At 58.5% G+C, this 14,482-nt stretch carries 15 protein-coding genes and 1 tRNA gene; 11 read left to right on the top strand and 5 right to left on the bottom strand.

The features are described 5' to 3' along the window. Nucleotides 1-27: 27 nt before the first annotated feature. On the top strand, nucleotides 28-387 hold the full coding sequence (locus AC0V6L_RS11655) for a SnoaL-like domain-containing protein (RefSeq protein ID WP_486150945.1): 360 nt from the start codon (nucleotides 28-30) through the stop codon (nucleotides 385-387). A gap of 3 nt (nucleotides 388-390) precedes the next feature. Here the strand turns inward: AC0V6L_RS11655 and AC0V6L_RS11650 are convergent, their stop codons facing one another. Next, entirely contained in the window at nucleotides 391-864 is a 474-nt protein-coding gene (locus AC0V6L_RS11650) for a DUF6456 domain-containing protein (protein ID WP_486154403.1), read from the bottom strand. 101 nt (nucleotides 865-965) lie between these two features. On the opposite strand from AC0V6L_RS11650, the gene AC0V6L_RS11645 reads away from it, so the two are divergent. After that, nucleotides 966-1,547 carry a helix-turn-helix domain-containing protein gene (locus tag AC0V6L_RS11645; RefSeq protein ID WP_486154402.1) on the top strand — a complete coding sequence of 194 codons (582 nt, stop codon included), beginning with the start codon at nucleotides 966-968 and terminating at the stop codon, nucleotides 1,545-1,547. A gap of 88 nt (nucleotides 1,548-1,635) precedes the next feature. Then, entirely contained in the window at nucleotides 1,636-2,823 is a 1,188-nt protein-coding gene (locus tag AC0V6L_RS11640; RefSeq protein WP_486154401.1) for a glycosyltransferase, read from the top strand. A gap of 6 nt (nucleotides 2,824-2,829) precedes the next feature. Here AC0V6L_RS11640 and secF read toward each other — a convergent pair whose 3' ends face one another. From secF to yajC, 3 genes are all read right to left on the bottom strand, one after another. Beyond that, the gene (gene secF / locus AC0V6L_RS11635; protein WP_486154400.1) at nucleotides 2,830-3,822 is read right to left on the bottom strand and encodes a protein translocase subunit SecF; all 993 of its coding nucleotides are present in this window, start codon (nucleotides 3,820-3,822) and stop codon (nucleotides 2,830-2,832) included. Nucleotides 3,823-3,837: 15 nt separating this feature from the next. Beyond that, nucleotides 3,838-5,439 carry a protein translocase subunit SecD gene (secD, locus tag AC0V6L_RS11630; RefSeq protein WP_486150935.1) on the bottom strand — a complete coding sequence of 534 codons (1,602 nt, stop codon included), beginning with the start codon at nucleotides 5,437-5,439 and terminating at the stop codon, nucleotides 3,838-3,840. A 79-nt stretch (nucleotides 5,440-5,518) separates the two neighbouring features. Continuing rightward, entirely contained in the window at nucleotides 5,519-5,842 is a 324-nt protein-coding gene (gene yajC, locus AC0V6L_RS11625) for a preprotein translocase subunit YajC (RefSeq protein ID WP_486151649.1), read from the bottom strand. 249 nt (nucleotides 5,843-6,091) lie between these two features. On the opposite strand from yajC, the gene AC0V6L_RS11620 reads away from it, so the two are divergent. The 4 genes from AC0V6L_RS11620 to AC0V6L_RS11605 all read left to right on the top strand — a co-directional run bounded on the left by AC0V6L_RS11620 (nucleotide 6,092) and on the right by AC0V6L_RS11605 (nucleotide 9,808). Beyond that, nucleotides 6,092-6,168, top strand: a tRNA-Pro gene (locus tag AC0V6L_RS11620). A gap of 236 nt (nucleotides 6,169-6,404) precedes the next feature. Next, nucleotides 6,405-8,387 (top strand): TonB-dependent receptor plug domain-containing protein, encoded by a 1,983-nt coding sequence (locus tag AC0V6L_RS11615; protein ID WP_486154399.1) that lies wholly within the window; start codon nucleotides 6,405-6,407, stop codon nucleotides 8,385-8,387. A 41-nt stretch (nucleotides 8,388-8,428) separates the two neighbouring features. Further along, nucleotides 8,429-9,319, top strand: a complete 891-nt coding sequence (locus tag AC0V6L_RS11610) for an HpcH/HpaI aldolase/citrate lyase family protein (RefSeq protein WP_486154398.1) — start codon at nucleotides 8,429-8,431, stop codon at nucleotides 9,317-9,319. 75 nt (nucleotides 9,320-9,394) lie between these two features. Next, the gene (locus AC0V6L_RS11605; RefSeq protein ID WP_486150929.1) at nucleotides 9,395-9,808 is read left to right on the top strand and encodes a holin family protein; all 414 of its coding nucleotides are present in this window, start codon (nucleotides 9,395-9,397) and stop codon (nucleotides 9,806-9,808) included. 13 nt (nucleotides 9,809-9,821) lie between these two features. On the opposite strand, the gene AC0V6L_RS11600 is transcribed toward AC0V6L_RS11605, so the two are convergent. After that, entirely contained in the window at nucleotides 9,822-10,199 is a 378-nt protein-coding gene (locus AC0V6L_RS11600; protein ID WP_486154397.1) for a hypothetical protein, read from the bottom strand. A 144-nt stretch (nucleotides 10,200-10,343) separates the two neighbouring features. On the opposite strand from AC0V6L_RS11600, the gene AC0V6L_RS11595 reads away from it, so the two are divergent. The 4 genes from AC0V6L_RS11595 to AC0V6L_RS11580 all read left to right on the top strand — a co-directional run bounded on the left by AC0V6L_RS11595 (nucleotide 10,344) and on the right by AC0V6L_RS11580 (nucleotide 14,454). Next, the gene (locus AC0V6L_RS11595; protein WP_486154396.1) at nucleotides 10,344-10,793 is read left to right on the top strand and encodes a type II 3-dehydroquinate dehydratase; all 450 of its coding nucleotides are present in this window, start codon (nucleotides 10,344-10,346) and stop codon (nucleotides 10,791-10,793) included. Nucleotides 10,794-10,985: 192 nt separating this feature from the next. Continuing rightward, nucleotides 10,986-11,444, top strand: a complete 459-nt coding sequence (gene accB, locus AC0V6L_RS11590; RefSeq protein WP_486155124.1) for an acetyl-CoA carboxylase biotin carboxyl carrier protein — start codon at nucleotides 10,986-10,988, stop codon at nucleotides 11,442-11,444. An 8-nt stretch (nucleotides 11,445-11,452) separates the two neighbouring features. Then, a complete protein-coding gene (gene accC / locus AC0V6L_RS11585; RefSeq protein ID WP_486150923.1) occupies nucleotides 11,453-12,802 on the top strand; it encodes an acetyl-CoA carboxylase biotin carboxylase subunit in 1,350 nt (449 codons plus the stop codon). A gap of 311 nt (nucleotides 12,803-13,113) precedes the next feature. Continuing rightward, nucleotides 13,114-14,454, top strand: coding sequence for an NAD(P)/FAD-dependent oxidoreductase (locus tag AC0V6L_RS11580; RefSeq protein ID WP_486155123.1), 1,341 nt, complete (start codon nucleotides 13,114-13,116; stop codon nucleotides 14,452-14,454). Nucleotides 14,455-14,482: the final 28 nt, after the last annotated feature.

Below are 14,482 nucleotides of genomic sequence, written 5' to 3'. Positions count from 1 at the left end.
AGACGCAAAAAAATCGGGAGGATCACCATGTCTATCGAACAACTTGCCAAAGATTTCACTCAAGCAGTCAAAGATGACGATGCTGAGGCGTATCAATCCTTTTGGTCAGACGACATTGTCAGCCTGGAACCTGCAGACGGAGAGATGTCCCGCGTGGAAGGACGCGAGGCTTTGCTCGCAAAACATCAATGGTGGTTTGACAACACCGAGGTGCACTCGACCACAACCGAAGGGCCCTATGTCTATGGGGACCAGTTTGCGGTCAATTTCGGTATGGACGTGACGATGTTCGGCGAACGCTCTCAGATGAAAGAAGTGGGCCTTTACACGGTCAAGGATGGCAAAATCGTGGAAGAGCGTTTTCTCTACGGCACTTCTGAGGAATGAAGATCACGTGATCCGGTAAAAATCGGCCACCCGGTCAAGCGCCAATTTGAGCACCAATTTGCCGCTGCGCACTGGCCAGCCGAGCGATTTTTCCGCCTCGGGCAATCCCTCGCCTGCGCACACGACGCGCCACAGGATATCTTCCAGCCCCTTGCCCGCTTCTGCCAAAGCCGCATCAAACCTTTGTTTGGCGACGATCTGCCGCTCGGTTTGGGTAAGCCCCTGATCGCCTGTGCTTTTGACCCGCACTGGATCCCAGCGCATCGTCACACTGGGTGACAATTGCGCATATTCGTAATCGCGCCTCAGCGCTTCGCCCGCATCGAACAACCGATCATCCAGATGCCCGCGCGAATGCAGCCAGGCAAGCGGGCTTTCGCCAAGATTGATAGTAACCGTGCGGCGTTTCCCCCGCGCGCTTGAACCGTGGCGCGGCCCCTCGCTTGTCAATTCGCGTTCGACCAGTTTGCGTGGCATTGCAAGACCCCTTATCACCGGAATGGTGAAACGGTGCCTTGCACTTTCACCACATCTGTAGGAAAGTGATTTCGTACAAATTTTGCAAAAGGAGCGCATTCGTGATCAATCGCATTCGCGATATTCGCAAAGCCAAAGGCATGACATTGGCCGAATTGGCCGAGGCATGCACCCCGCCCACCACCGCGCAAACCATTGGCCGGCTTGAAACAGGTATGCGCAATCTGTCGACCAAATGGATGGACCGAATAGGCGCGGCGCTGGATGTTGATCCGCAAAGCTTGGTCCGGTCGGAAACCGCGCCCGCCCCGCAAGTTGTGGCTGAGCTGGAAGCAGGCGGCCCTATCGCGCTTTCCGCCCCGCGCGAGGCAGTGCTCCCAACCGATTTCGGCGCAATCTCCGATACCGAAGCGCTGATGGCGATCAGCGTGACTGCCAGCATGGGCGAATACCGCCCCGGCGATACGATTTTCATGCGCCAATTGCGGCCCGAAGACGCTGGCGAGGCGATCAATCGCGATTGCCTGATCCCGCGTCCCGGTGGGCGGTTTGCCTTTGGCCGCCTGATTGACCGGCGCGGCACATTGGTAGGGGTTTTGCCGCCCGGTGCAGGCGAGAAACAGCAAGTGGTTGATAACCCGCCATGGATCGCGCTTGCCGCCATGCTGGTTCGGCCACTGTGAGGCAAAACGCAGCTGGCCAGTCAGACGCTCTTAACGTGCATCCGCTAGGCTGTCCCAACTCATTCAAGGCGCATGAAGAAGGCACACCGTGAAACACGTCCTGTCGCTCAGCACGCTTTATCCCAATCCGATTTATCCGCGATTTGGGACATTTGTTGCGCGTTCCTTGGAAGCGCTGGCAAAGCGGGGCGATTGGCGCGTGACCTGCATCAATCCCATTGGCTTGCCGCCGATTGCACTGGGCCGGTATCGCGGCCTTGCCGATCTGCCTGCCACCGCTGAGGAAAACGGCGTGGTGATCCACCGCCCGCGCTTTACTCTGATCCCCAAGATCGGCGCGCGCCGCAATGCCGCCGCCATTGCCAAGGCCGCTTTGCCGCTGATTGAAAGCATCCACAAAAACCGGCCCATTGACGTTGTCGATGCGCAGTTCTTCTTTCCCGATGGCCCTGCCGCTGCCGCCATCGCGCGCGAGCTTAGCCTGCCCTTTTCGATTAAGGCACGCGGAAGCGACATCACCTATTGGGGCGGTCAGGATTTCGCGCGTGAACAGATGGTCGAGGCAGCATCAGCGGCAAGCGGATTGCTGGCTGTCAGCGCAGATCTGGCGAAGCATATGGCGGCGATGGGCATGCCGGAAAACAAGATCACGCTGCATTACACCGGGCTGGACCGGGACCGGTTCCGCCCGCTCAATCACACGCAATTGCGCTCTCAGCTCAGCGCTCAGCTTGCATTCGACCTGCCCGACACTGCGCCTTTGCTAGTGGGCGTTGGCGCCCTGATTGATCGCAAAGGGCACCATATTACAATCGCCGCTTTGCCGCAGATATCGGGCGCGCATCTTGTGCTTGTCGGCAAAGGAGAGGACCGCGAAAAACTGGGCGATCTGGCGCGCGATCTGGGCGTTGATGACCGGGTGCATTTTGCCGGATCGCTCGATCATGACATGCTGCCGCTGATCCTGTCATCGGCGGATGCGATGGTCCTCCCCACCAGCAATGAAGGGCTCGCCAATGCCTGGGTCGAAGCGCTTGCCTGCGGCACGCCCGTTGTGACCTGCGATGTGGGCGGCGCGCGCGAACTTATCACGGGGGATGCCGCGGGCCGATTACTGGAGCAGCGCACTCCTGATGCCGTGGCAAAGGGGGTGAAAGCCGTGCTGAATGCCCCGCCGCGCAGGCAGGATGCCGCGCAATTTGCGCAAAGGTTCAGCTGGGAACAAAACGCCGCCGAACTCGCCGCGCATTTTGAGAAAGTCGCCAGCGCGCGGTAAATCCCTTTACGCTTTCCCGCGCGCGGCGGCTGCCCTTGCCTTGTTTTCCTGACGGTCCGCTTCGGTTTCCTGCGGCACGAAACTGTTCGAATCCACTCCCAACCAGATCAGGATCGGCGATGCGAGATAGACGCTTGAATAAGTGCCGAAGAACAGGCCAGCCGTGATCGCCGCCACCAGGCCGAACAAGCTGGCCGGGCCAAAGAACAGCAGCGGCAGCATCGCCACAAGCAACGTCAACGATGTCATCACCGTGCGCGCGAGCGTTTCATTCACCGACAGGTCGAGCAATTCGGGCAGCTGCATCTTGCGAAACTTCTTAAGGTTCTCGCGGATGCGGTCATAGACGACGATGGTATCGTTCAACGAATAGCCGATCAGCGCAAGGATCGCAGCGATAATCTGAAGGCTGAATTCAAGCTGGAACAGCGAGAACATCCCCAGCGTCAGCGAGACATCGTGGAACAGCGCAAACAATGCGCCCACGCCGAACTGCCATTCAAACCGCACCCAGATATACAGCGCAACCCCCAGCATTGCGAGGCCAAGCGCAAGGATCGCCTGCGTCTGAAATTCCTCAGCCACTTTGCCCGAAACCGTATCGTTGCCATCGGTGCGCACACCGGGGAATTCGGATGAGATGGTGCTGATAACCTCGTTGCCGATTTTGGTCGCGGCGCCGGCTTCATCCTCTGCTCCATCGGGCAAAGGTACGCGGATCGACACCGCATTGGGCGCGCCAAATTCCTGCACGATGGGAGAGCCATAGCCGAGGTCTGCAACCTTTGTGCGCAGGTCAGCGATAGGTGCTTCTTCCAGCTCTTCGAAAGTCAGTCGCACTTCCTGACCGCCGGCAAAATCCACGCCGTAATTGAGCCCTTGGGTGAACACCAAAGCCCAGCTTGCGATGATCAGCAGCATGCTAACCGCAAAGAACGGCACGCGCAGTTTGAGGAATTTGATATTCGTGTCAGCAGGGACGAGTTTAAGCAGTTTCATTGGTCTCCCCTCCCCTTAAATGTTGATATCTGTCGGACGGGTTTTGCGCAGCCAATCGGCCACCCACATCCGCGTCAGCATAAGGGCGGTGAACACCGATGTGACCAGCCCGATGATAAGCACAATCGCAAAGCCGCGCACGGGGCCAGAACCAAAGCTCAAGAGCAATACGCCTGCGATAAAGTTGGTGATGTTCGCATCGTAAATCGCGCGGCTGGCTTCTTTGTAACCGTTTTCGACCGCTGCGATAACCTTGCGTCCGCGCTTTCGTTCTTCGCGGATGCGTTCATTGATAAGGACGTTCGCATCCACTGCCGCGCCCACTGTTAGCACGAAACCCGCAATACCGGGCAAAGTCAGAGTGAAATTGCCAATCGCCATCAGGCCCAAAAGGCCAACCACGTTAAACACCAGCGCAATCGTCGCATAGATGCCGAACCGGCCATAGGTTGCGATCATCAAGGTGATAACCGCGAGGCTGCCGATCATCATCGCCAGCATCCCGCTGCGGATGGAATCGGCGCCCAACTCGGCAGACACGCTGCGTTCTTCGACCACGGTCAGCGGCACCGGCAGCGCGCCTGAGCGCAATTGGATCGCCAGCTCATTAGCGGTTTCTGAATTGAAACTGCCCGAAATTTGCGCCGATCCGCCAAGGATTGGTTCGTTGAACACGGGCGCTGAAATCACCTCGCCATCCAGAATGATGGCAAAGCGCTTGTTCACATTCTCGGTTGATAGCTTTGCGAATTTTTGCCCGCCCTGGCTGTCAAACTGGATCGAGACGACATCTTCGTTGTTGCGCTGGTCTACGCCTGCTCTCGCATCGGTCAGGCTATCCCCGCGAATACCGCCCAGCCTTTCAACCGCAATCAAGGTGCCTGCCTGATCAGTGTCAGCGGCAAACGGGAAAATCTGGCTTCCCGGAGGCGCGACACCTGCCTGCACCTGCGTTGGCAAAGCGCTGTCATCGACCAGTTTGAACTCGAGCTGTGCGGTCTTGCCCAGCAGATCTTTGAGTGCCTGCGGGTCTTCAAGGCCCGGCACCTGCACCACAATGCGCGTATCGCCCTGACGAATAATCGTCGGCTCGCGTGTGCCAAGCGCGTCAATGCGGCGGCGCACAACTTCGGTGGCGCTGTCCATCGCATCGTCAATCGCCTGACTGTTGCCGCCTGACGTTGGTGACAACACGACGCGCTGGGTATCAACAACACTCAATTCCCACTGGCGGGTGGCGTTGGCGGTCCCTTCCAGCATGGGCTCAAGCACGCCGCGTGCGCGGTCGATATCGGCGACATCGTTGAGCATGAAGCTGAGCCTGCCATTCGCGGTCGACACATCGCCAAACCGGATGCGCGGCTCTGCCCCGCGCAATTCGCGCCGGGCATTCTCTTCAAGGTTTTGCAGCCGCTGCGCTGCGATGTCGTCTTCTTTCGCTTCGAGCAAAAGGTGCGAACCACCGGCCAAATCCAGCCCCAGATTGATCGAAGGCGCGGACACATCATCGGGAATATTCACCCCGGCTGTGCTCAACAGCGAAGGCATCGCCGCAGCAAAAGCCGCAAGCGTAAGGCCCCACAAGGTCAGTCTTTTCCAAAGGGGAAATTCTAGCATGTCGGCTTAATCTTCTGTCTGTTTGCTGGCTGTATCAGGCTGGGTATGGGTTTGGGGCTTGGCATAGGGCCAATGCCCGTCAATCGTTGGCCGGTTTGCCGCCGGGTTCGATAATGTCGCCCAAGGTTGCCTTGACCGCTTTCACCCGGACATCCTTGGCCAGATCAATTTCGACATATTCATCAGAAACCTTGGCCACTTTGCCGACAAGCCCGCCAGCGGTCACAACCTGATCGCCTTTTTTGACACTGCCAATTTTGGTCTGATGCTCTTTCTGGCGCTTCATCTGGGGGCGGATAATCAGGAACCAGAAAATCGCGACCATCCCGATAATGGGAAGGAAGTTTATCCATGCTGGCGGTGCTTCTGCACCCGCTCCTGCTGCGGCCAAAATGTCGATAATCACGTGTGTCGCCCGTTTCTATGTAAATCTAAGCTGGGGTCAAGCGGGCGGCGAAAGCGTGATGCTCTGCCAAATCCCTCCCGTGTCCCATGGGATAAGTGGGCGCGCCTAGCAGCATTGCAAGAAGGCCGCAACGGACGCTGTTGGGCACGCCGTTGGACACGCTGTCAGGCAAGCTGGTAAGCAGCGTGCATCAAAGGTTCTTGCAAGCATCTCTCACCCGCTCTAAGGAGCGCGCCTCCACTGGAACGGGACGTAGCGCAGTCTGGTAGCGCATCACACTGGGGGTGTGGGGGTCGTAGGTTCGAATCCTATCGTCCCGACCAGTGGAGCATTCATCGATTAACACTGTTGAATTGTTTCGGGTAAGCGCAAGGAACTTTCATGCCCACCCGACCGTTCTTGTCGCCTATGCGCGCCGCTTTCCTCTCATATTCCGCCGTGATTGCAGCCCTTTGCACAGCGCCCGTTATGGCGCAGAATGCGGCTGGCGATGAAGCTTTGGCAGATGGCCCAATCGCAGACGAGGCGAATGGCCCAATCGCAGGCGAAGCCGATAGCTATGTGCAGGACAGAATCGACGCGCGCGGCGTTCACACCCGAAGATTTTGCGCGCTTTGCCCCGCGCAGCGCGCTCGATATGGCGCGGCAAGTGCCCGGCTTTTCCATTCAGGAAGGCGACGGCGCGCGCGGGCTTGGCCAGGCCGATACCAATGTCCTGATCAATGGGCGGCGCATTTCAGGCAAATCGAACGGTCCGGTTGCAGCCCTGGGCCGCATCCCTGCCGAAGAAGTTGTCCGGCTCGAACTGGTCGATGGCGCGAGCTTGGATATTGGCGGATTGTCGGGGCAGGTGCTCAATGTCATCACGGCTTCTACCGGCAAGATCACGGGCCAATGGCGGTATGCCCCGCAGTTTCGATCGCGCGGAACGCCAGCGCGTCTCTTGGAAGCCGAAGTTTCATTGGCGGGCGGCGGCAAAAAGACCGAATGGACGCTTGCGCTGGGAAACAATTCCAATCGCCGCGGCAATGACGGGCTGGAACGGGTGTTTGACGCCGCAGGCACTCTCATCGACACGCGCGAGGAGCAGGCCAATTTTTCGGGCGACCGCGTGCGCCTGTCGGGTTCCTTTGCCCGCACCGCCGATAGCGGCAATGTCCTTAATCTGACAGGCGAAGTGCAGGGCTTTTTCTTCCGCAGCAAAGAAGTCTCTGATCGCACCAGCCCCATTGATCCGGTTGACCGCACCCGGCTTTTCCAGCAGCGCGAGGATGAGTTTAACTTTGAGCTGGGCGCGGATTACGAATTTCGCTTTGGCCCCGGAAAGCTCAAACTGATCGGCTATCACCGATATGAAGACAGCCCCACCCGCGCCGATGTGTTGCTGAGTTTCGCCGATGGCAGCCCGGATGAAGGCACCGTGTTCGCGCGCGATGCCGATGAAGGCGAAACGATTGCGCGGGCAGAATACAATATCGGCGGTTTGGGTGGTGATTTGCTGTTCGCAGCTGAAGGCGCGCGCAATTTCCTCGATATTGTCTCGACCCTGGAAGAACGCGATGCGGCAGGCATTTTGCAGCCGGTAGACTTTGACGGGGCAAGCGCGCGGGTGGACGAAGACCGCGCCGATCTGGGTGTCACTTACAGCCGCCAATTGGCGAGCGGGCTGCAATTGCAGTTATCAGGCGGAGCAGAATTCTCGACCATCGCGCAAAGCGGCGAGTTTGCGCAAACCCGCGATTTCTGGCGTCCTAAGGGATTTGTCGCGATTGACTGGAACGCAGGCAGCGGCGTCAACATTTCTGGCAGGATCGAACGGCAAGTGGGTCAGCTCGATTTCTTCGACTTTATCGCCACGGTCGATCTCAATCAGGAACGCGAGGATGCGACCAATGCTGATCTTGTCCCCCCGCAAAGCTGGGTGTTCGAAGTGGAAGCGAATGTCAGCCTCGGCAAAATGGGCACGCTGAACCTGCGCCCGTTTTACGAGGATATCTCGGACATCGTCGATCAGGTCCCCACAGCCGATGGCGGGCAGGCGGTTGGCAATTTGCCAGCGGCTGAGTTTTACGGGATCGAAGGCGATCTTACGCTTTTGTCCGAAGGGTTTGGCTGGCGCGGCACGCGCTTGGATGTCGGCGTGCTGCTGACCGACAGTTCGGTGATCGATCCCCTGCTTGGCACGCCGCGCACATTATCGCGCAACACCACATTCGGGCTTGAGACCGATTTGCGCCACGATCTGCAAGGCACCAATTGGGCCTTTGGCGGCAGCCTCGAATATGAAGAACAGACACCGATTTTCCGTCTGGATGAGGTTGCGCTTGCTCTCGACAGTTTTGCTTTTGCCAGTGTTTTTGTCGAAAACAAGGATATTGCCGGGCTGACATTCCGCGCATCGGTCCGCAATGTCCTCAATCAGCAGGACAGGTTTGACCGCACCGTCTTTATCGACCGGGCCGCAGGGATTGTCGATTTTACCGAAGACCGCGACCGCAGCTTTGGCACCATTTTTAATCTCGCCATTGAAGGGTCGTTCTGACGCGCCTAATCGGGCCGTGTAATTTCTAAAGGGCGAGAGCGATGACGATCAAAATGCGCAGCTGGCTGTTTGCGCCCGGCGACAGTGACAAGAAAATGGGCAAAGCGATTGGCGGCGATGCTGATATTGCGCTGCTTGATCTGGAAGATTCGGTCAGCCCGCAAAACAAACCCACCGCGCGCAAACAGGTCGCCGCGCAATTGCAGCAGGCGGCGGACACAGCGCGGATTTGGGTGCGGATCAATCCTTTGACCACGCTCGATGCGGTGCAGGATTTGGCCGCAATCATACCCGCAGCGCCAGGTGGCGTCTTTCTGCCCAAAGCCGAAGGCAAAGCCGACATCACCCAATTGCACCACTACCTCACCGCGTTGGAAAGCGCACATGGATTGGCGCATGGCTCGACCAAAATCGCCGCTCTCATCACGGAAACCGCGGCCGCAATGTACACGACGCGCGAATATGCGGATGATTATCCGGGGCGTGAGCGGCTCGTGGGGCTAAGCTGGGGCGCAGAGGATTTGTCGAGCGCGCTGGGCGCAAGTCAGCAGCGCGGGCCCGGTGGCGAATATGCGCATGTCTATGAATTGGCGCGCAGCCTGTGCCTTTTGGCGGCGGTCAAGGCCGGCGTTACCCCGATTGAAACGGTGCAGCCCGAGTTTCGCGATTTAGAAGCGCTGGAAAAACGCGCGCGAACGGTTCGCGCATCGGGTTTTCGTGCGATGCTGGCAATCCACCCGGCGCAAATTGGCCCCATCAACACCGCTTTCACCCCCTCGGCTGAGGAAATCGAGCACGCCCGCGCAGTGGTTCAGGCCTTTGCGGAAAATCCGGGTGCAGGCGTGGTCGCGATGGATGGCGCGATGCTGGATCGCCCGCATCTGGCGCTGGCCGAACGGCTGCTGGCAGAGGCCGCTGAGATACCAACTTAAAGTTACCTCATTTTCCTACACGAACCATATTGGTTATCCGATGCGCGAATCCCACCCGCAACCGGAGCAACTCCCATGGCTATTCTCGAAACCCTAATCGGCCCGATCACATCGCTGCTCGACAAACTTATCCCTGACAAAGAGGCCCGCGCCAAGGCGCAATTGGAGCTGTTAAAGCTCGAAGGCAGTCAGGAAATGAACCTGATCGAAACCCGTCTGAAAGCCATTGTAGCCGAAGCGCAATCGCAAGACCCATGGACCAGCCGCGCCCGGCCCAGCTTTCTTTATGTGATGTATCTCATCATCCTGTGGGCGCTGCCGATGGGCATTCTGGCCGCGTTTGATCCGGCGGCTGCGCGCGATATTGGCGCGGGCATGAACGCCTATCTCAATGGCCTTCCCGAACCGCTTTATGCGCTGTTTGGCACCGGCTATCTCGGCTACACTGCAGCGCGCCAATGGGGCAAAGTCAAAGGCGTCGATAAATAAGAATTGCGATAGTCTAACCCGGCAGCTGGGGGCGTTTGCATTCAGGCGTCTCCAGCCGCTTATACTGCATCAACGCATAGACATCGGGCGAACTCGCTCGGTCGATTGAGACCAGCACAATCGGGCTTGCGCATTTTTGCGTGGGTGGCGGTTCATTCGGACAATCGAAATAGAGATGGTGCGTGATGAATGGTTCGCCGCGCGGATAGTCTGCGATCTTTTGGCACCCCTCTATCCGCTCAAGCAGATCGGTCACCGTAATCGGCATCAGATCAAACCCGGCCGCAGTAAATCGCATCGCTTTAAGCGTTCTGGCATCACCATCGGAAATCGCTCGCGCAGCCTGCGAGACGAGATCGGGTGGGCCTGCCGTCAGCTCCCCTTTATCCATTGGCGCGGTATCAATTAGCGGAGCATCAATTGGCGCACAGGCGCAAAGCCCGAATACCGCCCCAGCATAAGCGAAACCTGTAGCAATTTGGCGTTTCACAGCCTTCCTCTTCCTTCCTGGTGACCCTGACGCTATTGCGCGCTTATGGCTGATGCTTCCAAAACAATCTACGTCCTCAACGGCCCCAATCTCAACCTGCTTGGCCTGCGCGAGCCTGAGATTTACGGGCATACCACGCTCGATGAAATCGCAGGCATGCTTGAAGACCGCGCAGGCGAGCTGGGCTTCAACATCGATATGCGCCAGACCAATCACGAAGGCATGATGGTCGATTGGCTGCACGAAGCGCAGGCGGAAGGCGCGCGCGCGGTGTTGCTGAATGCGGCGGCCTATACGCACACATCCATCGCGCTGCTGGACGCGATCAAGGCGATCACGACGCCTGTCATCGAAGTGCATCTGTCCGATCCCAAACAGCGCGAGGATTTTCGCCGCACCTCCTATGTCGGCATGGCCGCCGCGCTGACCGTAGAAGGGCACGGGCCAGACAGCTACCGCCTCGCATTGGAAGCGGTGGCGGACGGCAAAGCTTAGCCCGGCGCGGCGCCTCAAAAGCCTCTCCGACAGTCACCCCTTTCACAGATTGCCCCTTGCCAGCCGCATTGCGGACGCATAATCCGCAACAGCATAACGGCCCCAAAGGCACAGGGGCGCATGAAACAAGGGGCACGCATGGCCAATGACAAGCCATCGGCTGGACGCAAAGCATCAAAATCTGCGTCTGGCATGAATGTCGATATTGAACTGGTTCGTGAGCTGGCACAGCTGCTCGCCGAAACCGGGCTGACCGAAATCGAAGTCGAAGACGATGATCGCAAGGTCCGCGTGGCGCGCGGCGCGGTTGCAGCGCCTGCCGCTGCTCCTGCCGCAATCGCGCCTGCACCTGTTGCCGCAGCGCCCAGCGCAGAAGCACCCGTCGCTGCCAGCACGGACGCGCCCGCAGCGGACCATTCCGATGCCTTGAAATCGCCAATGGTTGGCACAGCCTATCTGGCCGCCGAGCCGGGCAAGCCCAATTTCGTCAAAATTGGCGACAGCGTATCCGAAGGCGACACGCTGCTGATTGTCGAGGCGATGAAAGTGATGAACCCCATCACCGCCGACAAATCGGGCACTATCAAAGCGATCCTGATCGAAAACGCCCAGCCGGTGGAATTTGACCAGCCGCTGGTCGTTATCGGGTAATCGATCCCATGAGCATCACTCGCATCCTGATCGCCAATCGCGGCGAGATCGCCCTGCGCATTCACCGTGCAGCGCATGAAATGGGGATCGAAACGGTCGCGGTGCATTCCACTGCCGATGCCGATGCCATGCATGTGCGGCTGGCTGACCATGCCGTGTGCATCGGCCCGCCGGCAGCGGCAGAAAGTTATCTCAACCACGCGGCCATCATTTCGGCCGCTGAGGTTGCCGGATGCGACGCGATCCACCCCGGTTATGGCTTTCTGTCCGAAAACGCACAATTTGCCGAAATCGTCGAAGCGCATGAGCTGAAATGGATCGGGCCCAAACCCGAACACATCGTCACTATGGGCGACAAGGTTCAGGCCAAGAAAACCGCGGGCGATCTCGGTCTGCCGCTGGTTCCCGGTTCGGCTGGCGCGGTTTCTGATCCCGAAGAAGGCAAGAAAATCGCTGCCGAAATCGGCTATCCCGTCATCATCAAAGCGGCCAGCGGCGGCGGCGGGCGCGGCATGAAAGTGTGCGAGAGCGAAGACACGCTCGAAACCCTGATGAGCCAGGCCGGGTCAGAGGCAAAAGCCGCTTTTGGCGATGCGACCGTTTATATCGAGAAATATCTCGGCAATCCGCGCCATATCGAATTTCAGGTGTTCGGCGACGGCAATGGCAATGCAATCCATCTGGGCGAACGCGATTGCTCGCTCCAACGCCGCCACCAAAAAGTGCTCGAAGAAGCGCCCTCACCCGTCATCAGCGACGAAGAGCGCATGCGCATGGGCGAAGTGTGCTCAAAAGCGATGCGCGATATGGCCTATCGCGGAGCAGGAACGATTGAGTTTCTGTGGGAAGATGGCGAATTTTATTTCATCGAAATGAACACCCGCCTTCAGGTCGAACATCCCGTGACAGAAGCGATCACCGGGGTTGATCTGGTGCGCGAACAAATCCGCATTGCGGCAGGCAAACCCTTGTCCGTTTCGCAAGAGGATCTGGAATTCAAAGGCCATGCCATCGAATGCCGGATCAATGCCGAAGACCCGTTCAACTTCGCGCCCTCCCCCGGCAAGGTCACCTATTACCACCCGGCAGGCGGGATGCATGTGCGGGTCGATAGCGGGCTTTATGCAGGTTATTCCATCCCGCCTTATTACGACAGCATGATCGCCAAACTGATCGTCTATGGCCGCAACCGCGAAGGGTGCATTATGCGCCTGCGCCGCGCTTTGGAAGAAATGGTGGTCGAGGGGGTCAAAACAAACATCCCGCTGCATCAGGAATTGCTGCGCCAAAACGATGTGCTGCATGGCGATTATTCGATCAAATGGCTCGAAGAATGGCTTGAGGAACGCGAGGGATAGTCACCCTCATAAAGCCGTGCGGGCACTAAGATACGCGGGGTGCGTTGTCCTTTATCAGCACAAATCCCTGCGCTCCCTTGGCTCGCACCCTTTTCTGGCATAAGAGACGCGCACTTCCCAGGGATCGAAAAATGTGCTGCGCGCAAGGGCCGCTGGCTTTGGCGCATATTGTAACCGGCAGACCCGCTCTGCCAGACCCATGGATGGTGCCGATGCAAACTGCCGCTCCCAATCCTGCGCCCCAGCAAAACGCTGTGCTGCCCGATGCTGCCAATGATCCGGCAACCGACAATATCGACGGCGCGGTGGCGATGAACCCGCGCAAACGGCGCAAGACGCAGATCGTCGTTGTGGGCGGCGGTGCTGGCGGGCTGGAACTGGTGCGGCGGCTGGGTGCGCGGTTTGGCCGCAAAAACCACGACATCATCCTCGTCGATAAAAACCCCTCGCACATCTGGAAGCCCTTGCTGCACGAAGTGGCCGCCGGATCGCTCGATGCGAACCTTGATGAGGTTGGCTACCGCGGCCATTGCTATCGCTGGGGTTACCGGTTTTTTCAGGGCAGCCTTGATACGATTGACCGCGAAGCCAAGACGATCACGCTTGCATCTGTTGACGATGAGCATGGCGACGAACTGATCGGCAGCCACACCATCCGCTATGATTATCTCGCGCTTGCAGTGGGATCGGTCTCAAACGATTTTGGCGTGCCGGGCGTATCAGAGCACTGCATTTTCCTCGACAGCCGCCCCGAAGCGGACCGCTTCCGCACCAAGCTGCTCAATCACTGCCTGCGCGTCAGCCGCGCGATGAGCGCCAATCCCAAAGCCGATGCCCGCGTGAAAGTCGCGATTGTCGGCGGCGGGGCAACAGGCGTGGAACTGGGCGCAGAACTCTACAACGCGGCCAACGCCTTGGCGCATTATGGCCTCGAAGTGTTCGATGAAAGCCGGCTGGAAGTCACCTTGCTGGAGGCTGGCCCGCGCATCCTGCCCGCTTTGCCCGAAGAATTATCCGCCGCCGCCCGGTCGGAACTGACCAAGCTCGGCGTGGATGTGAAAGAAAACACGCAGGTCATTCAGGCTACGCGCGATGGCTTAACGACGCATACGGGCGAAGTGATCGAAGCGGATATGATGGTCTGGGCCGCCGGAGTAAAAGGCGATGATTTCCTCGCTGAACTGGGGCTGGAAACCAATCCGCGTAATCAAATTCTTGTGAACGACACACTGCAAACCACTGTTGATGAAGACATTTTCGCCTTTGGCGATTGCTGCTCCTTCATCCCGCCCGGCGGTCAGAACCCGATTCCCCCACGCGCGCAGGCCGCGCATCAGATGGCCGATGTGGTGTTCGATAATCTGGTGCGTAAAGTGAAAGCGCACAAGAAAGACAAACCGCCCAAGCTGAAACCGTTCGTCTATAAAGATAACGGCTCGCTGATCTCGCTCAGCCGCTTTTCAACCGTGGGCAGCCTGATGGGCAACCTTGTCGGCGGCGCGCTGGCGGTCGAAGGGCGCATGGCTCGGCTGATCTACACCTCGCTGTATCGCATGCACCTGCTGGCGATACACGGCTGGTTCAAAGGCTTTGGTCTGATGGTGATTGGCCGGGTAAACCGGATCGTTCGGCCGCGGTTGAAATTGCACTGATAGAGGCGGCGGCGGTGGCCGCAGCCTC

The sequence above is a fragment of the Erythrobacter sp. JB1-15 genome (genome assembly GCF_057365035.1).
The sequence above is the reverse complement of the archived record's forward strand: the minus strand, read 5'-3'. Positions and strand labels throughout refer to the sequence as shown.

Bases quoted from the DNA above. Each gene is read 5' to 3' on its own strand.
- AC0V6L_RS11655 (WP_486150945.1), top strand. From the start codon at position 28: ATGTCTATCGAACAACTTGCCAAAGATTTCACTCAAGCAGTCAAAGAT.
- AC0V6L_RS11650 (WP_486154403.1), bottom strand. From the start codon at position 864: ATGCCACGCAAACTGGTCGAACGCGAATTGACAAGCGAGGGGCCGCGC.
- secF (WP_486154400.1), bottom strand. From the start codon at position 3,822: ATGAAACTGCTTAAACTCGTCCCTGCTGACACGAATATCAAATTCCTC.
- secD (WP_486150935.1), bottom strand. From the start codon at position 5,439: ATGCTAGAATTTCCCCTTTGGAAAAGACTGACCTTGTGGGGCCTTACG.
- AC0V6L_RS11615 (WP_486154399.1), top strand. From the start codon at position 6,405: ATGTGCAGGACAGAATCGACGCGCGCGGCGTTCACACCCGAAGATTTT.
- AC0V6L_RS11610 (WP_486154398.1), top strand. From the start codon at position 8,429: ATGACGATCAAAATGCGCAGCTGGCTGTTTGCGCCCGGCGACAGTGAC.
- AC0V6L_RS11605 (WP_486150929.1), top strand. From the start codon at position 9,395: ATGGCTATTCTCGAAACCCTAATCGGCCCGATCACATCGCTGCTCGAC.
- AC0V6L_RS11600 (WP_486154397.1), bottom strand. From the start codon at position 10,199: ATGGATAAAGGGGAGCTGACGGCAGGCCCACCCGATCTCGTCTCGCAG.
- AC0V6L_RS11595 (WP_486154396.1), top strand. From the start codon at position 10,344: ATGGCTGATGCTTCCAAAACAATCTACGTCCTCAACGGCCCCAATCTC.
- accB (WP_486155124.1), top strand. From the start codon at position 10,986: ATGAATGTCGATATTGAACTGGTTCGTGAGCTGGCACAGCTGCTCGCC.
- accC (WP_486150923.1), top strand. From the start codon at position 11,453: ATGAGCATCACTCGCATCCTGATCGCCAATCGCGGCGAGATCGCCCTG.
- AC0V6L_RS11580 (WP_486155123.1), top strand. From the start codon at position 13,114: ATGAACCCGCGCAAACGGCGCAAGACGCAGATCGTCGTTGTGGGCGGC.